General features: G+C 58.7%; 18 protein-coding genes. 3 read left to right on the forward strand and 15 right to left on the reverse strand.

Features of this window, described 5'->3' with window-relative positions:
- Positions 1 to 233: 233 nt before the first annotated feature.
- Positions 234 to 536, forward strand: coding sequence for a hypothetical protein (locus tag AC13RE_RS23975; protein WP_488564792.1), 303 nt, complete (start codon positions 234 to 236; stop codon positions 534 to 536).
- 92 nt (positions 537 to 628) lie between these two features.
- Here the strand turns inward: AC13RE_RS23975 and AC13RE_RS23980 are convergent, their stop codons facing one another.
- From AC13RE_RS23980 to AC13RE_RS23995, 4 genes are read right to left on the reverse strand one after another with little or no spacing between them, the layout of a single operon-like run.
- Positions 629 to 1,588, reverse strand: coding sequence for a Csu type fimbrial protein (locus AC13RE_RS23980; protein WP_488564793.1), 960 nt, complete (start codon positions 1,586 to 1,588; stop codon positions 629 to 631).
- A gap of 14 nt (positions 1,589 to 1,602) precedes the next feature.
- Positions 1,603 to 4,014, reverse strand: a complete 2,412-nt coding sequence (locus AC13RE_RS23985) for a fimbria/pilus outer membrane usher protein (protein ID WP_488564794.1) — start codon at positions 4,012 to 4,014, stop codon at positions 1,603 to 1,605.
- Positions 3,986 to 4,705: a fimbrial biogenesis chaperone gene (locus AC13RE_RS23990; RefSeq protein ID WP_488564795.1), complete on the reverse strand. Its 720-nt coding sequence runs from the start codon at positions 4,703 to 4,705 to the stop codon at positions 3,986 to 3,988. Before AC13RE_RS23990 ends, AC13RE_RS23985 begins: the two co-directional genes overlap by 29 nt.
- 25 nt (positions 4,706 to 4,730) lie before the next feature.
- Positions 4,731 to 5,228, reverse strand: a complete 498-nt coding sequence (locus AC13RE_RS23995) for a Csu type fimbrial protein (protein WP_488564796.1) — start codon at positions 5,226 to 5,228, stop codon at positions 4,731 to 4,733.
- A 227-nt stretch (positions 5,229 to 5,455) separates the two neighbouring features.
- Here AC13RE_RS23995 and AC13RE_RS24000 point away from each other — a divergent pair, with 227 nt between their 5' ends.
- Entirely contained in the window at positions 5,456 to 6,223 is a 768-nt protein-coding gene (locus AC13RE_RS24000) for a hypothetical protein (RefSeq protein ID WP_488564797.1), read from the forward strand.
- A gap of 100 nt (positions 6,224 to 6,323) precedes the next feature.
- Here the strand turns inward: AC13RE_RS24000 and AC13RE_RS24005 are convergent, their stop codons facing one another.
- From AC13RE_RS24005 to AC13RE_RS24020, 4 genes are all read right to left on the reverse strand, one after another.
- Complete coding sequence (locus tag AC13RE_RS24005) at positions 6,324 to 6,974, reverse strand: hypothetical protein (protein WP_488564798.1); 651 nt, start codon at positions 6,972 to 6,974, stop codon at positions 6,324 to 6,326.
- 273 nt (positions 6,975 to 7,247) lie between these two features.
- Entirely contained in the window at positions 7,248 to 8,480 is a 1,233-nt protein-coding gene (pepT, locus tag AC13RE_RS24010; RefSeq protein WP_488564799.1) for a peptidase T, read from the reverse strand.
- 185 nt (positions 8,481 to 8,665) lie between these two features.
- On the reverse strand, positions 8,666 to 9,190 hold the full coding sequence (locus tag AC13RE_RS24015) for a DUF992 domain-containing protein (protein ID WP_488564800.1): 525 nt from the start codon (positions 9,188 to 9,190) through the stop codon (positions 8,666 to 8,668).
- 237 nt (positions 9,191 to 9,427) lie between these two features.
- A complete protein-coding gene (locus tag AC13RE_RS24020; RefSeq protein ID WP_132718540.1) occupies positions 9,428 to 10,690 on the reverse strand; it encodes an adenylate/guanylate cyclase domain-containing protein in 1,263 nt (420 codons plus the stop codon).
- A gap of 222 nt (positions 10,691 to 10,912) precedes the next feature.
- Between AC13RE_RS24020 and AC13RE_RS24025 the strand changes: the two genes are divergently transcribed.
- Positions 10,913 to 11,497, forward strand: coding sequence for a nucleoside 2-deoxyribosyltransferase (locus tag AC13RE_RS24025; RefSeq protein ID WP_132718543.1), 585 nt, complete (start codon positions 10,913 to 10,915; stop codon positions 11,495 to 11,497).
- Between the two features lie 26 nt (positions 11,498 to 11,523).
- On the opposite strand, the gene AC13RE_RS24030 is transcribed toward AC13RE_RS24025, so the two are convergent.
- The 7 genes from AC13RE_RS24030 to AC13RE_RS24060 all read right to left on the reverse strand — a co-directional run.
- A complete protein-coding gene (locus tag AC13RE_RS24030; RefSeq protein ID WP_488564801.1) occupies positions 11,524 to 12,333 on the reverse strand; it encodes a phosphate/phosphite/phosphonate ABC transporter substrate-binding protein in 810 nt (269 codons plus the stop codon).
- Positions 12,334 to 12,337: 4 nt separating this feature from the next.
- Complete coding sequence (locus AC13RE_RS24035; RefSeq protein WP_488564802.1) at positions 12,338 to 13,342, reverse strand: ornithine cyclodeaminase family protein; 1,005 nt, start codon at positions 13,340 to 13,342, stop codon at positions 12,338 to 12,340.
- The gene (locus AC13RE_RS24040; RefSeq protein WP_488564803.1) at positions 13,342 to 14,871 is read right to left on the reverse strand and encodes an HAL/PAL/TAL family ammonia-lyase; all 1,530 of its coding nucleotides are present in this window, start codon (positions 14,869 to 14,871) and stop codon (positions 13,342 to 13,344) included. Before AC13RE_RS24040 ends, AC13RE_RS24035 begins: the two co-directional genes overlap by 1 nt.
- A 294-nt stretch (positions 14,872 to 15,165) precedes the next feature.
- A complete protein-coding gene (locus tag AC13RE_RS24045; protein ID WP_015343065.1) occupies positions 15,166 to 15,912 on the reverse strand; it encodes an ATP-binding cassette domain-containing protein in 747 nt (248 codons plus the stop codon).
- On the reverse strand, positions 15,905 to 16,969 hold the full coding sequence (locus AC13RE_RS24050; RefSeq protein ID WP_488564804.1) for an ABC transporter permease subunit: 1,065 nt from the start codon (positions 16,967 to 16,969) through the stop codon (positions 15,905 to 15,907). Before AC13RE_RS24050 ends, AC13RE_RS24045 begins: the two co-directional genes overlap by 8 nt.
- A 109-nt stretch (positions 16,970 to 17,078) precedes the next feature.
- Complete coding sequence (locus AC13RE_RS24055; RefSeq protein WP_488482839.1) at positions 17,079 to 18,068, reverse strand: substrate-binding domain-containing protein; 990 nt, start codon at positions 18,066 to 18,068, stop codon at positions 17,079 to 17,081.
- Positions 18,069 to 18,295: 227 nt separating this feature from the next.
- The coding region (locus AC13RE_RS24060) for a P-loop nucleotide/nucleoside kinase family protein (protein WP_488564805.1) at positions 18,296 to 18,834 on the reverse strand (539 nt) is incomplete at its 5' end.

Consider the following 18,834-nt stretch of genomic DNA (forward strand, 5'->3'; position numbering starts at 1 on the left):
GGTTACCGGCCGATATTAGCCTCTGTGATTTCTGCCGCACAGCAGAAAAGATGAGGCAAACAGACTTAGTTTGTTGCGAACCGCTGTCGCCTCTTTACCTTCGTTGAGGTATGATGAAGGCATGATCAGGATCCTAACGAAACCTGCGGGAATTTCGCGCATTAACTATTCCAATGCTGACAACAGCCAGGAAAATGGCCAATAACTGCAGGCGGTGAAAGGGACCGCGTGAAATGGGCGACATCATCCAGTTTCGGCCCGCAACGAGATACGGCAAGCGCTTTGATGCTCAGGCGCGCATGGAAAGGGAGTTGCAGCTTCCCTTAAAGACGGATCAATCCGCCCCAAAAGTCATTCATGCAACTCCGGCGGATACATCGAACGACGCCAAGTCAAAAATAGGGCTTCCAATCAACGGTATCGTCATCGCAGTCGGCGCCATTCTTGTCTATGCGCTTGCTATATTCCATGTCGTCGGCCAGCCGCATTATTCTGCTCGCGCCAACTTGGTGCCCTCATTTTTCCTTCAAAATTAGATTTGCCCGGCGAGGCCCGCCGGTCGAAACACGCGGCGGTCTGACGCGCCGTCCAGTCAGCCAGAGCATCAGCGGCAACTTGAAATTCGAAGTCAGTAGGTGAGTGTCACAACGACCGTATCCACGTAATTGCCTGGAGAGGGCGTCGTCTGTGGCGGGACGCGGCCATAGACCGTCGAAAGCTGCGCCGTGCCCGTTCCCGTTCCGGCAACCGTGCTGCCCGGTGTATTGACATCGCCCCAGGGCTGCGACCGGTTGATATCCTTGTAGAGACCGTAGGTCACCGTCTCCGCTCCCTTCGTCATCTTTCGCGCCGTGGGTGCCGCGTTCGTTGTGCCGCCATTCAACGAGATCGTGTAGGTCGTACCCGGCGTACAGGTTGCCGTCACCGATCCGGCGGCATCCGTATTCGCGCTCAGAACACCCTGCGTTCCGAAATTGATGTTTTGGACACTCACCAGGCAATTGGCGGCAACACTTGCGTTGACGGCAAACGGCGCGGTTCCTGTCGTTCCGGTGGGTGCATTGCAGTTCGTTGCGCTGCTGTAGCTGTAATAGAATGAGGTGCCGGATGCGAAGCTGGAGATATATGACCCGGGCAGCGCCGTCGACGGCGTTCCAAGCGCCGTGCCATAGACCGTCAGGCTACCGGTTGCGCCCACCAGCGAGCCATTCAATAGGGACATTGTCAGCGCATAGACCGGTGCCCGCGATGGATAGGGCCAGCTGCTCGATCCCCACACCACGCTCCGGCCATTATCGGAATAAAGCTGATAGTTCAAAGAACTGGCTCCGTTCAGCATCTGACGTGCCGCAGCCGAAGATGCGCCACCGCTGCCGGCGCCGATATCCGGGCAAATGAGAAGCCGCTTGCCTAGGTCCAGGGCTCCCCCGGAACAATTTACACTTATCGTGGATGTCGAAGTGACCGGGGTAGCCGACAAGATATCAACTGCCCCGAAATTCATATTGGTGGCACTGAAACTGCAACTTTGCGCCAGGCATAGCGAAGGCAGCAGCAGTACGGGCAAAACGATGATCGAACGCAGCATCCTTTCACCTCTCTTCAGAAGCACCTGACGTCGTCGATGACAACCTGCTCACCCCGCTGCGGCTTGTAGGCAAATTCGGCATGGCATTTCGTTCCATCCTCGAGCGAGACATCGATTGCATTCCTCGCATGCAACCCGCGAATATAAGTCTGACCGTCATAGCCGACCACGAAGTCTTCGTTCGCCCCCTGCAAGGTGCCGTTGAGCCCGGCACGCAGTGGCACCCCGTTCTTGTCCTTGATCGTAACCAGGGCTGCTTGCGGTGCTTCGGACACGCCGAACTTGACGACCACGCCGCTGCGGTCTGCCGGCACGACGATTTCCTTTGTCGCGGGCACGTCGGCATCGACGGGCAGGTTCTTGGGATCGATGGACACGGTGTTCGGTTCATAGGAGTTGAGATTGGGCACCAGAATGCGGCCGCTCGAATTGGTCTTGCCGGCCGGCCGGTTCTGCTGTTGGACCTCGACGCCAGGAGCACCGACATCGACGACGGCAAATGCATCGTCGATGCGATTGGTGGCAAAGACGCCGCCGCCTGCAACGGCAATGGCACCATCGAGCCGGGCGGTGGCGCTGGTCTGATGATCCTGCTGCTGGAGGCCAGCTTCGACCTGGGCAAAGGGTGCCCGATAACGGACTGCCGCCTCGCGATTGGTGTCTTCGCCTTCGGAGGTGCGCAGTCGCCAACCGACACTGCCATCCTCCTGCTGCATCGACTTGGAAACGTCGGCGACGACGCCGAGGCCGTTGGGCCCGCCCTGTACGCCGGTGTTGGCCGTGATATTGCCATCGAAGGGAATGGAAAGGCCGGCAAAGAACCCGAAATTGCTTCGGTTGTCGAGGTCGGTGAAGGCGCTCGCATAGACTGTCGCATGCTTGAACGTCTGACTGTAGGAAAGACCCGCGATCTTGCTCCTGGTGCCATCTGCGCTTTCGAGGTTCGTGTAAGACAGGTTGAGACTGGAAAGATCGAGCGGCGTCGGTACGCTGAGCGTAACCTGATCGATGGCGCGCGGCACACCGGCGCTGAGAATGCTTACATCTCCGGCAATGCTGGTTGTGGGCCGCGCGGAAACCGAGGCGATGTCGTCATAATCGCCAAAGGTCCGTTGCACCCGGGCATAGAGGGCCCATCTGTCATAGCTGAGCTCGAATGCGGCGTTCATCAGCGCGCCGGAACGCGACCCGCTTTTGCTTGCTGCGCCCGCTATGGAAGCAACGCCGAATGAGCCGACCGGAAAAGCGGTCCCAGCGCCGCCATTCAAAAGATCGGCGCCGCCCTCGAAGTGGCCTTCCAGTGTCAGCCAATCGGTTAGGCCATACCTTGCGGTGGCGGCGCCCATGATACGACCGTCATAATCACTGGAATCCGTTCCGAAATTCAGGCGCGGAGTGCCGAGTTCGGCGGAAAAGTCCAAAAGGCCCTGACGCAGGAGCCAATTGGAGGAATAGAACGGCAAGGTCTGCGTGGTTTCGCGCCCGAGGCTGTCGCGAAGCACGATGGTCGCTTGCCCACCTCCGGAAAAGACAGGAAGGTTGGTCACCTGGAAAGGCCCGGCGGGCACGTCGCTGGAATAGGTGCGCACGTTCTGCGTATAGATATCGAGCGTCGAAGGAACGGCGGCCGTCCCGGCAAATGAGGGCAGCGGTTCCGTCACCAGGTCCGAGCGCAGCGCAAAATTGCGCTGAAACTGAATGCCGCCGAAATAGACTGGCCGAGTCCATGACAGGCCGCCGGTGGTCAGGTCACCGGCGCGGTAGGTAACGAGGTTCTTCGGATCGGAGTAGCTCCAGGTCGTGTTGAGGCGGGTTATGCCGTCAAGGCTGCCTTCGGAATATCCGGCGAGGAAGGACTGGCTGAGCGTGCCATAGGGGCTGAACAGACGCGCATCGAAAGATCCGGATATTCCCTGAAACATGTTCGAATTCCCTTGAAAGAGACCGTTGGAACTTGCGTAGAGGGAATAGTTGAGGACGGCGCCATAGCCGGACTGGGGTGCAGGGACTGCATTGTCCTGCTGCTGCCTGACATTGATGACGCGAGCTGCGCGCCCTTCGTCGGTCGTCTGCACATAAAGACGCTGCGTCTCTATGTCGACCTGATATGACAGGCCGGGCAAGGTGCTGAGTTCGATCAGCTTATCGTCAGCGCCGGCTGGTGGCTTTATGCCCACCTCGCGTAATTCTTGCGCGGCTGCAGCGAGCGAGCCATTCGGACGCTGTTTGAAATTGCCGATCATCTTCATCGACGCGTTGTTGATGAATACTTCGAGGTAGACGTCCATCGCGGCGGCCGGTTGCTCTGCCGTGGTCGCATTCGCCGGCAGATCGGGCACTTCCTGAGCACGCAGTACCGACACTGAGAAAAGCAGGCATATGAAAACGGCGCCAGCACTACCGTTGATTAACGGCGACTTTGGCATCGAACGGCCCAAGATCACTCTGGCCATGGAGTGTCACGACGCCACCCGAGAGGGGTTTTGCTGTTCCGACAGGCCACTGCATCGTTGCGCCGGCAAGCACGTATCCGACCAGGCCGTTGCGGCTGCCGACCTTCGCAGCACCGTGCGCGAGGGTCAAGTTCGACAAACGGAAGCGGCTGCCGCCATTGTTCTTGGCTATAAGAGCAAGGCTGTTGCCCTGCTGCTTGAGGCTCCAGACAATATCGGCGGGCTTTATGTCCGGCCGCTTGAAAAAGACAGGAATGGACTGGCGCATGATGAGCGTGACCGTGCCGGCGCGTGCACGGGCAGGGTCGGGGAGTTCATCAACGATGACACGATAGGTCTCCTCCGCCCTGACGGGCGCCTTACTCGTACGAACCACTCTGACCACATACTGTGCGTTCGGATTCATCCGCGTCGCGGGAGGACTGGCAACGACATCCCTGGTCGGTTCCAAGGTCTCTATCCCGCCCGCCTGGCTCCACTTGAAGACACGGATCTGGACGTTGATTGCATGGTCTCCGTCATTGGCCAGATTCAAGACCGTGGCAGCAGCCGGTGCTACAAGCTCCAGACTTGTGGGTGCTACCCGCAGAGATGCTGCGTTTATCTCGTAAGCACTGAACAGCAAAAGCATAGTCGCGGCAATGCATGGCAACATGCGTTGCATGACGGCCTCCCGGATCTGTGAGTTTTCAGTAGGTGACGGTAACCGCTACGGTATCGGTGTAGACGCCCGCAGCCGGTGTGGTTTGCGGAGGTATCCGGCCATAGACATTTATGTTCTGGACCGCGCCGTTTCCTGTCCCCGAGACGGTGTCCGTGCCTATGGTCGTGCCCCAGGTCTGCGTTCGATTGGAGTCGGTATAGATCGCATAATTGATCGTCGCACTTGCTGGTCCTGTCATGACACGGACGGCGGTTGTCGCACCTGCTCCAGCGCCGGCGCTCAGGCCGACATTATAGGTCTGCCCGGATGTGCATTGCACACCGATGGTGGTTGCTTGATCGATATTGCTGGTGATGACGCCGTTGGTGCCGAAGTTGAGATTATTGGCACTCTGGATCGTGCATTGCGCCTGTATAGTAATGGTAACCGTCATGTTGGCGCTTGTGGTGGCGGCCATTGCGGATGGCGCTGCTACGGTCATTGCGATACCGATAAGGCTGGCGCCGTGGAGCATTCTCAGCATTCACATTCCCCTTCGCATAAGCCCTAAAATATCAGAATATAATAAAATAAGCACATATATGATTCGCTGGCAATGCAGGTCGGAACCGCAGCGGCGGCGGCAATAGTCTCGACAGAATACCTCCAAAGTAGAATTTCAATTTATTTATTTAATACTTATGGATGAGTGGGACTTTTGAGAAACATGGTTAATATTATCTTTCAGGATTGATTTACTCATCGGGACACATGATCGGCTCAGGGCGAGGCGTATATGAAAGACGCCGAAACGCATTCATCAACATTTCTTTGCGAAAAGCCTGGAATTGGCCACGTTTCGGTAAAAGCGGCGCCACAGTTTTCATGAGAATGGCTATTCGAGATTTCCCAAAGGAACGGTCGATGGATACGCAGCCCGTGAGATGGTGGAATGGTCAAAGCGAAACGACTCGCAGGCTGGCTTCCGGGCTCGCGGTTTGCGGCACTGTTGTCGGCGCCCTCTATCTGATCGTCCAAACCGGCCCTGCCGACCGGTCGATCCGGTTCATCGACGAGGGCGGCCGCATCGCGATCAATGGCGCGGCATCCGCACAACAATTCGCGATGAACAAATTACAGTTGGCAGTCGACGCAAGCCCTACAAGATCGCTGATGTCGGTGCCAATTCCGCAGCCTTCGCCGCTTGCAGCCATGATCACGAGCAGCGCGCCGGCAAAGCGTGTTGTTCGCACCGATGCGGGGAATACGAAGGTCGCGTCATCCGCGGAGGTGGAGCATTTCGATCGCTGCCTGCCGCAATGTGAAACGCGGGATCCGCTGATAACAAGCAATCCGGACTATACAGAGGCTGCTCTGCCTGTTGCAGATGATGCTCCGTCTCCCGTGGCGGAAGAATGGGCCGGATTTCGTCCCCTTGCAGACGCACGAAACCTTTTGAGCAAAGCGGTGGATGCGCCAGGCATGATGCTGCGCCGCAGCCGCCAGGTGATCGACAATGTGGCCCGCGCGGATTGGTAGGCTGGACAGGCGTCCGCGCCCATTGGCAATATGGCGGCCAGGGCGCGGACCTTTGAAGTGAAGCGAAAAAGGGACGTCAAGCCCCCTTGACGCCGGCCACCTACAGGCCGCCGGCGCTAGCTGTGCTGCGCAGCAGCCGGCAAAGGCTGACAAGGCCCGCATCGAAATTGCCGGATGCCGTCACCTGACGACAGGCAATCAGCATACGTTTCTGCTCGGCACTCGACATGGTCCGGAAGGCGGCAAGTGTGCGGGTGCTCGATCCTGTGCCGGAACGTCCCGACCCAAGTCCTGTACCGCCCGTACCGCCCAGACCGCCGATTGTCGTGCCAATGCCGCCGGAACCTGTGCCTCCAGATCCGCCAATGCCGACGCCAACGCCGACACCCGCTCCGGATCCTCCGAGGGAAACGCCCGCACCGGCATTAATGCCGCCCGAGCCGCCAACGGAAGCCCCGACACCTGTGTTAATGCCACTTGTTCCGGATACCGAAGTACCCGCCCCAGCATTGACGCCGTTCTTTCCGCCTATCGAAGTGCCGAGGCCGGCACCAAGCCCATTCGAACCCAGCCCGGCACCCAAGCCGGCATTGATGCCGCCGACCGATACGCCGACGCCAGCGCCCAGTCCGCCGCTTCCGGACTGGCTGCCGCCGTGATCCGTCCCGCCACCGGGTTCCGCATAGCTCGTCGAGGCCAATAGAAGAAGTGCGGATGCAGCAATTGCCATCCGTGAAGATTGTATTCTCATGACTAAACTCCGTTTCAGCTTAGACTTTGTGACAGTCTGTTTCTGATTGCCGGAGCGCGCGCACCGTAGAGTTGGAATGAAGGGGCTTACCTATTCTCCTTCCTCCCAAGACAATATTATAGAATAATCTAATTTAGTAATGCTTCAATATAAAAATTCACGGATGACTTGCATAATGACAACGAGATTGATTTCGTGCGGGAGAAAATGCGCTATTTCTCGATGAGAGTTGCTGGTTTCCACAGAGGAAGCGAGGCCTATTCTGGCAAGAATTCAGGAACGTTCTTCCCAGACCTTCGCCAACTCCACAAGCGTCTTGACGGCCTTTTCCATATCCTGTCGGCTCACCCATTCCAGCGGTGAATGAAAGGCATGACCGCCGGCAAAGATATTGGCGCAAGGCAGGCCCATGAAAGAGAGCCTGGAACCATCCGTCCCGCCGCGAATACTGCCTCGCACGGGCACCATGCCGGCACGACGGATAGCCTCGACAGCGTTTTCAACGATTTCCGGATGGCGATCGAGGATCACCTTCATGTTCCGGTATTGATGTCTGACGGTAAACTTATGCGAGGAGCCGGGATAGGCGGTCATGACGTCCTTGACGATCGCTTCCAGCATAGCCTCCTTGTCGGCAAGGCCGGCTTCCTCGAAATCGCGGATGATGAAACCGAGCGAAGCCTTTTCCATCAAGCCGCTGATCCCGGTGGGATGGATAAAGCCGTCGCGTCCGTCTGTCGTTTCCGGCGCCATGTCCTTCGGCAGCCTGTCGATGATCGCGCCGGCTATCTTGATGGCGTTTTCCATTTTGCCTCTGGCGAAACCCGGATGAATGGCGACGCCCTGGATGACGATCTCGACGCTATCGGCGGAGAAAGTCTCGTCTTCTATATGACCCGCCGTTTCGCCATCGACCGTATAGGCGAATTGTGCTCCCAACTTCTTCAGATCGACCTTGTCGACCCCACGCCCGATCTCTTCGTCCGTCGTGAACAGCAGCTTGATGGTGCCGTGGCGGATATCGGGATTGTCGACGAGATATTGTGCGGCTGCGACAATTTCGGCGAGACCGGCCTTGTCGTCGGCGCCAAGAAGTGTCGTGCCATTCGACGTGATGATGTCGTTGCCGATCTGATCTTGCAGGGCAGGGTGTTCGTCAACCCGAATGACCTGCTGCGGATCGGCGCTAAGGCGGATATCGCCGCCGGCGTAGTTCCGCAGGATTTGCGGCTTGACGTTCGTTCCGGTGAAATCGGGCGCTGTGTCCATATGCGAGCAGAAGCAGATGACGGGAACCGGCTTGTCCACATTCGATGGAATGGTGGCATAGACATAGCCGTGTTCGTCCAGATGGGCATCGGCAAGCCCGATCGCCAGCAATTCCTCAACCAGGATGCGCCCGAGATTCTTCTGCTTCGCAGTGGAAGGCTGCGTAACCGAAGACGGGTCCGATTGCGTATCGACGACAACATAACGAAGAAAACGATCGGTGACGGTATCGGTCATGATTTTGGCTCCGAAGAATCGCTAGGGTTTACATAGCTATAGCGCTGCGAGGGTGCATGGATAAACCGATTTCGCGCGGAAGGCGCCGGTCTGCGAAGCTGGCTGTCGCCGCCCCGACAGAAAAGGCCGCTCCAGCGCCAGGCAGGAGCGGCCATATCATATGGTCAAGACTTTAAGCGAAACACTCAATCGACCGACGTCAGCGTGACCGACGTACCGGTAGCCGCAACGTTCAAGCCGAGCTGACCCGTGACGCTCACGGTCTGCAGATGGATGGAGCCGGCAGTGCCACCGACAAGGATGTTCGTGCCGACGCCGGCACCGATAGTGGCTTCAACGGTAGCGCCCTGGTAAAGGCCGCTCAGAGAACCACGATGGTAGCCGGCTGTCGGCGCGAAGACGAGCCAAACGAGCCGGCTGCGGGTCGTAAACCCGAGGTCGACACCCATCTTTCTGATAGCACCGGTATAATGATCGACACGACGCGAATGCCCGACTGTCGAATGGAAGGTGCAATCCATTTCCTTGGCGGAACCAAGGACATAGCCGACGCCGCCGCCGATATCGCATTCGAGATAGCCGATTTTCACGCCGTTGCGGTCATCCGGCTCCTCGCTATAGGTCGCCGGCATGTCGGCCGCGCGTGCCGCAGCGGTGCCTGCAACGATCAACGACGCCGCTGAAAACGCCAGGGTCAGGATTTTTCTCATCTGTTTTCTCCTTGTCAGAGTATTATGGGTGACTGGCACCCTCGTGGTCGAGCCGATAGAATCAACCCTTAGTTAATGTTCCTACGCGCAGAACGATCCCAAAATTAAGGCAGCTACCGTCATGATCCACCTCACAATATAGGGAGATCTATATATCGGGACACCCCTTTGCCATTTCACGTTTTACTACCGACTGAATCGCGCCGTACCGAATTTACGCCTCGTCGGACCTAATCCTCACCCGACCGTTGGCTCCGCTTTCTGCGGCAGTTTGTCTTTTGCGGCGAAAGCAAAGACGTCGACGGGTTCGCCGAGACCTTTTAGAGGAAAGGAGCCCAGGCTTTCCATATCGCGTTGGCAACCAGCCATGTCGACAAAAGCCTTGGAAAGGAGCACAGGCCGCTTTACTTCTTTTGTTAGCGATTCAAGCCGTGAGGCGATATTGACAGCCGGGCCGATGACCGTGAAGTCAAGGCGGGTCCGCGAGCCAATGTTACCATACATCACGTCGCCGACATGCACCCCGACGCCATAGCGCAGCACTTCGCGTCCCTGCGCGCGGTTTTCCTCATTGAGCGTTGCAACGGCCGCCTGCGCCTCGGTGATGGCAACGAGAAGATTGTGGCAGGCATTCGGATCACTCAACGGGAAAATGGCCAACAGTCCATCGCCCATGAATTTGAGGATCTCACCGCCATGTTTTTCGATGGGTTCGACCATCGCGTCGAAATAACTGTTCAACAATTCGATGACATCGTCGCGCGGCCACATGTCGGAGATGGTGGTGAAGTCGCGCAAATCGCAAATGAGGATCGCTGCACCGACGGTGGTGCCGCTGCCGCGCGTTGTGGCGCCGGCCAGGATCTTCTCGCTGGCATGCGGCCCGACATAGGTCCGCAGCAGCGTGCGAGCCATGATGTTCTTCAAACGGATTTCGGTCACCATCGTCAAAGCGGGCAGCAGGTCTTTCAGGAAGGTGATATGCTCATCGGTGAAGCCGCCAGGCGCGTCCGAGGCAAAGGTCACGATGTGGCGCTTGCCGAGCGTGTGATAAATTGGCCAGGCGATATAGTCGGTCAGTCCTTCCGCGTACATTTCCTTATAAAGCGGATAGTTCAGTTCCGCCTTCTCGCAGACCTCGAGATTTTTCCGGACTTCGGTCGCGCCGTTGAATATCTCATTGATCGGGCTTGCCAGAAATTGCGGCGTATTCTCGACCCCATAGCTGAAGGTCGCAATATCGGCCTCCTTCATGCCGGTACGCCAAAGAATTCTCGCCCCTAGCCATTGCGGATGCAGCGTTCGGAAGTGCATCGTCGCTCTTGCGACCGGAACTCCGATTGCCTGCATTTTCTCACAAAGTTCCACGAGGATATTGTCGATGAACCGCTGGTCGCGGACATCATTCATAAGCCAGTCGAGGATCTTGCTTTGTTTTGTCGGCCAGCTGCCCTGGTCGTCCTGGGTCGAGGCGGCAACGGCCTCAATGGAAGATTGCATTTTCTATACCCCACAGGTTCCGTCATCCGTCCTGGATCGTGAGCGCTATTCGATCCGAATAGAACTATACGCGTCTCGCCAGTGACCTGGAACGGCAATCACTTTTAATTCGCGACTTCGTAAATTATGTGCCGGGTATGGCAGAAGAGCCCTGAATCGGCCATAGGCTTCATATGGTTCCGCGACTCCCGCGTTGCAATATTCGGTCAAAGAGGCAAAGCATTGAGAGCATATCTGGCAGGGCCGGAAGTTTTCCTTCCGAACGCAAGGGAAATCCTCGATCGCAAGATCGCAATGGCACGCAGCTACGGCTTTACGCCCGTTTCACCGGGTGATCTGGTGGTGCCGGAAACCGAGACACGTCGCCAGCGTGGCCTTGCCATCAGCGCCATCAATGAAAAGCTGATGACGAGCGCCGACCTCATCATCGCCAATCTCACGCCGTTTCGTGGCATAGCGGCCGACATCGGCACAGCCTTCGAACTCGGATTCATGTGTGCCCGCGGCTGCCCTGCCTTTGCCTTTTCCAACAGCACCGATAGCCATTTCGAGCGTGTGAGCAGGCTCTATGGCGGCGAAGTTCATCTCGGTGAAGACGGACGCCACCGTGGTCCCGACGGAATGGCGCTGGAAAACTTCGACATGGCTGACAATCTGATGCTCGACGGCGGCATTGCGGCACGCGGCGGTGTCATCGTCACGCGCCAGGTCGCGCCTGAGCGGCTCTTTCTCGATCTGACGGCCTTCGAGGAATGCCTGAGCTTTGCGGCGGAGCAATTGTTGAAACAGACCGCCAGCGCACAATAGGCTCGGCTATTGTGCGCGTTCGAGCGTCACCACGCTCCGAGAGCCGCATCGATCGCCCGCGCTCGTATGGGAAGCTGGTCATAGGCGGCAACATCGGGTTCGGCAAAGGCACTAAGGCCGAGCGATGCGAGGATATCGCTCCCCTCCGGATCCCGGTGTGCGCCGAGAAGAGCGGCGCGTAACGCATCGACAATATCCGCCGACTGCTGCCGCGCGGCCACCAGCAAAGGGAAGGGGGCCGGTTTTGTCGTAGCAACAATGCGCAGTGGCGCGATCATGTCCGGCTCGTACATTGCCATGAGCTGAAACGCGTAGGCGTCGATGGCGCCGACATCTATGGTGTCTGAACGAATGGCGTCGACTACGCCACGCGGATTGAGGAGCGAGCCGACGGTTTGAGCTGCTGAAGACCTATTCGCAAGCATGGCAAAGAATTCACGCGGGGCATTGTAGCCGGACTGCGAGTCCCGCACCGTCCAGCCCCAGCGCACGCCTGCAAGATCAGCTTCCGTAAGCTGTTTATCGCGCGCGGCGACGATGTGGCTCGCATAGACTGGCTGCCCGTTTGCCCAGTCGGCGAGCGAAACAGGCGCTGCCAGCGGCTGCGGGCGCTCCGCCGGCGATAGCTGGGAGAACGGAAAGCCGCACATGAAAACGGCGCCCATGTCCGGACGTGCCCAAAGCTCGGACAAAGGTGCCGGAGCGGCATGGGCAATGATTTGGAGCTCGACGCCTGATCGGTCGGCAAGCCAATGAAAAAGTCGATCCCAGAGAGCAGATATCCTGGGGCTGAGGTTGTACATGCGCGAGCAGGCGATGGCACTGGAAGTCGTCATCGCGTCACGCAAACCGAAGTCGTTGGCCGATATTCATGCGCTTTGCCTTTTCGACCATTGCTGCGCCAAGCGCGACGTCGGTCGTGCTCAGGCCGCGGTGCCAGAAGAGGATGGTCTCGTCATCGCTTTCGCGGCCCGGCTTCGTGCCGCACACGATTTGGCCGATCTCGGCATGCAGCGTCTCGGCCGTCACCTTGCCCTCGTCGACATGACGGCGAAGCGCACCGAAGGGGCGGCCGGGGCCGCATTGCCCCCAGTCATCGACGACCACCTTGTCCATGATGTCGGTCAGATCGAATTCGAGCGCGCTCATCGTGCCATAGGGCACGACGAAAGCGCCCTTCTTGACCCAGGCGGTCTTGAAGAGCGGCGTCGGCTCCGGCAGCCGGCTTGCCTCGATCATGATATCGGCGTCCTTCAGGCAATCCTCCCAATTGTCCGTCACGATGATTTTCTTGCCGAGATCCTTTTCCAGCCGTGCGGCGAAGGCGTCACGGCTTTCCGGACGGCGCGAATGGACGCGGATTTCGTCGAAATCGAAGATGTGGTCGAGCAATCGCACGTTCCAATAGGAAGTGCCGCGTGCACCGATATGGCCGAGGATCTTGCTGTCCTTGCGGGCGAGATGCCGCGCGCCGATAGCGGTGACGGCACCGGTGCGCATGTCGGTGATCGCAGTCGCATCGATGATCGCCCTCGGTACACCGGTGCGCGGATCGAAGAGATTGAGAACCGCCAGCTCCGAGGGCAGCCCCTGTTTGTAGTTGTCGACGAAATCGCCGACGACCTTGACACCGGCATAGTCGAGAGGCTTCACATAACCGCGCAGCACGTTGAAATGACCCTTGTCGGAACTCTCAGGCACGAGATGAACGCGAGGTTCGATCACGGTTTCGCCGCGCCCCTGCGCATCGAGTGCCTTTGTCACGGCGTCGAGGATTTCGTCGTTGGAAAGCGCCAGCGCCTTGGCGTCGATGGCATTGAGGTAGTCGATCCAGATTTCCTGCATTACCGTTCTCCAGGCATGTCACCGGCTTTCGCCGCGGTCTCTGCGATAAATTCCGCCACTCTCTGAAAATCAGGACCTTGCGCGCGGTCTTCCTCGAGCGGTGCCACCAGCTGGCGCACCTGTCGATAGGCGCGCAGCGTCCCGCTGCCGAGCTCGCCCGCCACGCCGCGCAGCTCAACGGCCTGGGCGGACGCGACAAGTTCGATCGCCACGAGATAACGCATTCGCTCGATCATTGCTTCGATCTTGCTCAGGACGCTCGGCGCCATCGACGCCTGATCTTCGACACCATCGGCGACCGGGATCGGCGTGAGCGACACGGGATTAGCCAGATGGCGTATCTCAGCTTCAAGCGCCGAGACCGTTTTCTGCGCGGTGGCAAAACCCGTTCTGCTCTGCCCACGCGGGGTCAGGAAGCGTGGTAGCTCCGACATGCCCGGAGACATGATTTTCATCGTTCTATAGGCGGTCGCCGTCGCACAATGGGCGATTGCCTGGCCAAGCCGCTCCCATGCGAGAACGAAGGCCGTCATGTCGAAATTGCCGTGCGACAAGATAAGCCCTTCGTCGGCCAGTACGACGGGATTGTCGCCGGAACTCGCAAGTTCGATCTCGGTTGCCGCGCGGGCTTCGCCGATCGCGTGGAGCAGGGCGCCCCAGACCTGCGGGACGCAGCGATAGCTCAAAGGATCCTGCAAGCGCCGTGCCGCACCGTCGACAAAAAGAGAGCTTCCGGAAAGCAGCTCGCGAAGCTTTGCCGCGGTTTCACGCTGGCCGAAGGCCGCTCTTACCGCTAGAGCCCGGTCATCGAAAGCCGAGACGTTGGCCCGGAATGCCTCGAAGTTCAGCGCGACGGCCGCAAGCGACCAATCGAACAGCCGTTCGATATCCTCTATGCAGAGACAGGCCTTGCCAGCCGACAGGCTATTGGCGACCACGAGGACATGACCATCCTTCGGCGCAATCGGCAAAGCTCTCAGACCGGCTTTCGAGAGCGCATCGAGCGCCGGCATGACCTTGCCATCGAGCTCCGCCTCGCCGTCGCCCAACAAGGCTCGTGCCATGTGCGCCAAAGGCGCGAGATCAGCAGCGCCGATCGAACCGAGCGATGGCACGACCGGATGAAAGCCCGCATTAAGTGCCTCAACGAGGCCGACGAAAACCGGTAGCGACACGCCGGAGCCCCCGGCCGCCATGCCGGCGATGCGAGCCGCCATCATCGCCCTGACGGCTTCGCGGGGAAGGGCAGGCCCAACTCCGACTGCGCGGGCCTGTGGTACACGTAACTGAAAGGCGATCAGGTCGTCCCTGGCAAGGCGAGTATCGACGCCCGCGCCTAACGCTGTCGTCAAACCATAAACTGGCTCGTCGGCCGCCAGGTAGCGTTCGACCACGGCGCGCGCAGCGTTGATTCTGTCTTTGACGTCTGGCGAAATCGCTATCGTGGCGTTGCGCCGCGCGATTGCGGCGATATCGCTCACTGTCGGAGGCGCTTCGGTAAAGGACACAATATTGTCCGCTTTGCTCATTCCTGCTTGCCTCAAAGACGTGCGCTCGGCTTTCCGCGATCTTCGGATAAATGCTCTTCCAGGCGACACAGGAGTCGCTGAAATAGATCGATATCCCTCATAGCACGGCACGTAGCCAGCCACGGTCATATCGATTGAAGAACACCGCTATCTCATTGTGCGGCAATAAGCGATGCTGAGGAAAGCTCAATCAGCACCAGATGGTCATCCAAGATTTTGAAGCAAACAAACAATGCGATCGCGATGACACCTATCGCGATCGCCCTTGTTAAAAAGTTGTAGCGGGGTGAGGGATCAGCCGCCGATCATGAGCCTCACGACTTCCTCGTGATTGGTGTCGGCGATGTTGCGCTCGCCTGCCACAATCCCACGACGCAGGACGACGATGCGGTCGGAGACCGCGAAGATGTCCTGCAGATTGTGCGAGATGAAGATAACACCGCGTCCCTGCGCCTTCAGCGATTTGATGAGGGCCACGACCTTGCGCTGTTCGGGCACGCCGAGTGCAGCGGTCGGCTCGTCCATGACCAGAATGCGGGCATTCCAGTAAACCGCACGCCCGATCGCGACCGCCTGACGCTGGCCGCCGGAGAAGTTGCTGACCGGCGCATCGAGCCGCTTCACATGGAAATCGAGCTCCGCCATCGTCTTGCGCGCCGCTTCGGCCATTGCCTTCCGGTCGAGCACCGGCAGGAAGCCGAAAAGCTTCTTCATCGGCTCGCGCCCGAGGAAGATGTTGGAGCCGATCGTGAGATTGTCGGCAAGCGCCAAATCCTGGTAGATCGTCTCGATGCCTTTCTCCCGCGCATCCTGCGGCGAGGAGAAGGTGACGGGCTTGCCTTCGATCAGGATTTCGCCCGCGGTCGGCGGATAGACGCCGGAGATCGCCTTGATCATCGTCGTCTTGCCGGCACCGTTATCGCCCGCAAGTGCTACGACCTCACCAGGCCGGACGACCATGGAGCAATTGTCGAGGGCACGCACCGCACCGAAATAACGCGAGAGATTGCGGACCTCGAGGAGGGGAGTTGCACTATTCATCCTGTTTTGCTCCGCTGAACCGACGCTGCGCCTGGTCGATGAGCACCGAAATGATGATGACGATGCCAACGGCGATGAACTGCCAGAACGGTTCCACGTTCATGAAAACGAGACCGTATTGGATGACGGCGATAACGAGAGCGCCGGCAACGGTGCCGATGATCGTGCCAGAGCCGCCGAACAGGCTGGCGCCGCCAATGACGACGGCAGCCACGCTATCAAGCAGTAGGGGCTCGCCCGCCTGAGCCGCGCCTGCTGTGAAGCGGGCTGCATAAAGTGCGCCGCCCAAGCCTGCGCAGACGGCCGATAGAATATAGAGCCGCAAGAGATGCGACTTGATGTCGATGCCGGCGCGCCGCGCGGCCTGGGCATTGGCGCCTATGGCGTAGTTGTGCTGGCCGAAGCGTGTCTGGCTCAGCAGATAATGCATGATGACCACGAAGACGAGCGTGACGATGACCAGATAGGGGACACCGTAGAACCGGCCGTTGCCGAGCTCGGCGAAATAGGAATTCTTAACCGGCACGGTCGTGCCGCCGGCAATCAGGAAGGCCGTGCCGCGGGCGACGCCGAACATGCCAAGCGTGCCGATAAATGGCGGAACCTTGAGACGGGAGATCAGAAGACCGTTGATGAAGCCAGGCACCGCGGCGGCCAGCATGGCAACGAGAATGCCGAATACCATCGCGACCGGCAGCGGCATGTAGAGCCCGGCAATATTGGCAATATGTGCGGCGACGACGGCCGCAAGGCCCATGATGAAGCCGGTCGACAGATCGATGCCGCCGGAAATGATGACGAAGGTCTGCCCGATCGCCAGCAGCAGCGGCGCCACCGCGAAGATCGCGACGGACTGCCAGTTGAAGCTTGAGCCGACGAACGTGCCACCGAAATCGATCCGCGCCCAGATCTCGAAACTCACGATAAGTGCGGCAAGAAAGAGCCATGCACGCAATTGCGCGATGCGGTTTAGGATGGTTTTTGCCTGGTCGCCGTGGTCCGCCTGCGGCGCCACGTGCTGATCCGCCTTGCGGATCTCTGCATTGTCGATTGTCATGGACTGGTCCAAACTGAAGCGTTGAAGGCGCGAAGATCACGGCGCCGTTCGCTCTATCATCGTTGGATGATGTGCCTCGCCGATCGGCGAGGCACAGACTATCTCCGCATCAATCGGAGTAGATGAACTTCGCGACGTTCTTGTCCGTCACGTTCGATTTATCGATGACCGTGAAGCCGGTGCCGATCGCCGTCGGGATCGAATTGCCGGTCAGGTGCGCATAGGCTGCCATCACGCCGAAATAGCCGATTTCCGCCGGGTGCTGCGCGATTGCCAGATCGACGAGGCCGGAGTTGATATTGTCGACGATCGATGTCGGCGCATCGAAGGCAACCACGCGGATCTTGCCCGTCTGGCCGGCCTGCTGCACGCCGTTGGCGGCACCGAGAGCGGAGAACAGATTGGCCCCGAAAACGCCGTCGAGATCGGAGTTGCGGGCAAAGACCGCCTGCAGCTGCGATGCCGCCTTGTTGGCGTCGTCGTCGTTATACTGCGTCTCCAGAACGGTGATGTTCGGATACTTCTTCATCTCCTCCTTGAAGCCCTGCTCGCGCTGATCGGTGGTCGAAATGCCGGGCTTGACGTTGGAAACGTAGACCTTGCCCTTTTCGCCGACAGCCTTTGCCAGTGCGCGCGCGGCAATCGCACCGCCGAGCAGGTTGTCGGAAGCGATGTAGGCCAGCGGAAAATCGGCATCGCCCTTGCCGGTCTGGTAGACACCGGTGCCGATGAATGTATCGACGGTGATGATCGGGATGCCGGCATCCTCAGCCTTCTTCAGCGGCTGGATCAGCTGATCCTTGTCGGTCGGTGCGATGAGGATCGCGTCGGGCTTTTTGGCGATGACCGCATCAAGAACCGGAACTTGCGTCACCGGGTTGAAATCGGGGCCGCCCTGGAACACCAGCGTCGCACCGACGGCCTTGGCCGCTGCCTCGGCGCCTTTGCGCATGGTGATGTAAAAGGCATCGGTCGTCAGGCCCGGAATAAGGGCAATCGTAAATTTCTTATCCGCAGCTTTGGTGGTGCCGGCGACAGCCGCAACACCGGTCGCGAGCGATGCCACGGCCGAAGCCTTGAGAAATGAGCGGCGCTCCATGATTTTCCTCCTCTTGAAACCGAACCTCCCCTGTCCGGCAACGCGATAATCAGTGGGTTACTGCGGCACGTCAAGTAATTTTTTTCTGCAAAGAATTTCTTGTATCCTATTGATATAATTTAGCAATTCAACTGCAACCGCAATATCGCAATCCGCCGAAGACATAGTGTCGTATGGCGATCGGCACTATTGCGAATTTGTTCCGACCATTCGGACGGCGATCGATATTATTGGCGATCGAATACCTGCCGTATCCAAGCGAGAATTACCTCCATATCCGGTTCTTTGGTCTGCTCGACGGTCATGACTGCACCGCAGCCCATAGGCTCGGCCCGATCCGCCAGCATTATCAGTTCCGGCACATATTCGGCGCCCGGATGCCCAGGCAACCGCTCCTTCAGTCGGCTGGCATAACGCTCGCCCGCGACCGTTCCAGGCACCTTGCACCACAGCTCCGCGACATCCCCGACTTTCGCAGCCTCAATATAGTTTTCGAGCTGCGCTTTCGGCTGAAAACCGAACCAGGCATCGATGATGAAGGTCGAGCCGGTCGGAGCGTCCGCGATAATGGACCAGATTGCCTGGTAGCTCGCTTTTCCCAAAGTCCGGTTGAAGTCGCGATCGACTGGTCCGATATGCTGCAGGAACGGATTCTTGATGACATCGAGAGACAGGACCGGCCAGCCGGTTCGATCGGACAAAGCCTTGGCGAGGCGGCTTTTACCGGAAGCCGGCACGCCGTTGACCAGGACGACACGCTTTCCCT

The sequence above is a fragment of the Martinezella sp. CNPSo 3959 genome, assembly GCF_057784355.1.

What these genes read in the sequence shown, in the direction of transcription:
- AC13RE_RS24005 (WP_488564798.1), bottom strand. Translation starts at nt 6,974, where the DNA reads ATGAGAATACAATCTTCACGGATGGCAATTGCTGCATCCGCACTTCTT.
- AC13RE_RS23995 (WP_488564796.1), bottom strand. Translation starts at nt 5,228, where the DNA reads ATGCTGAGAATGCTCCACGGCGCCAGCCTTATCGGTATCGCAATGACC.
- AC13RE_RS24040 (WP_488564803.1), bottom strand. Translation starts at nt 14,871, where the DNA reads ATGAGCAAAGCGGACAATATTGTGTCCTTTACCGAAGCGCCTCCGACA.
- AC13RE_RS23975 (WP_488564792.1), top strand. Translation starts at nt 234, where the DNA reads ATGGGCGACATCATCCAGTTTCGGCCCGCAACGAGATACGGCAAGCGC.
- AC13RE_RS23980 (WP_488564793.1), bottom strand. Translation starts at nt 1,588, where the DNA reads ATGCTGCGTTCGATCATCGTTTTGCCCGTACTGCTGCTGCCTTCGCTA.
- AC13RE_RS24050 (WP_488564804.1), bottom strand. Translation starts at nt 16,969, where the DNA reads ATGACAATCGACAATGCAGAGATCCGCAAGGCGGATCAGCACGTGGCG.
- AC13RE_RS24045 (WP_015343065.1), bottom strand. Translation starts at nt 15,912, where the DNA reads ATGAATAGTGCAACTCCCCTCCTCGAGGTCCGCAATCTCTCGCGTTAT.
- AC13RE_RS24030 (WP_488564801.1), bottom strand. Translation starts at nt 12,333, where the DNA reads ATGACGACTTCCAGTGCCATCGCCTGCTCGCGCATGTACAACCTCAGC.
- AC13RE_RS23985 (WP_488564794.1), bottom strand. Translation starts at nt 4,014, where the DNA reads ATGCCAAAGTCGCCGTTAATCAACGGTAGTGCTGGCGCCGTTTTCATA.
- AC13RE_RS24055 (WP_488482839.1), bottom strand. Translation starts at nt 18,068, where the DNA reads ATGGAGCGCCGCTCATTTCTCAAGGCTTCGGCCGTGGCATCGCTCGCG.
- AC13RE_RS24035 (WP_488564802.1), bottom strand. Translation starts at nt 13,342, where the DNA reads ATGCAGGAAATCTGGATCGACTACCTCAATGCCATCGACGCCAAGGCG.
- AC13RE_RS24020 (WP_132718540.1), bottom strand. Translation starts at nt 10,690, where the DNA reads ATGCAATCTTCCATTGAGGCCGTTGCCGCCTCGACCCAGGACGACCAG.
- AC13RE_RS24000 (WP_488564797.1), top strand. Translation starts at nt 5,456, where the DNA reads ATGATCGGCTCAGGGCGAGGCGTATATGAAAGACGCCGAAACGCATTC.
- AC13RE_RS24015 (WP_488564800.1), bottom strand. Translation starts at nt 9,190, where the DNA reads ATGAGAAAAATCCTGACCCTGGCGTTTTCAGCGGCGTCGTTGATCGTT.
- AC13RE_RS23990 (WP_488564795.1), bottom strand. Translation starts at nt 4,705, where the DNA reads ATGCAACGCATGTTGCCATGCATTGCCGCGACTATGCTTTTGCTGTTC.
- pepT (WP_488564799.1), bottom strand. Translation starts at nt 8,480, where the DNA reads ATGACCGATACCGTCACCGATCGTTTTCTTCGTTATGTTGTCGTCGAT.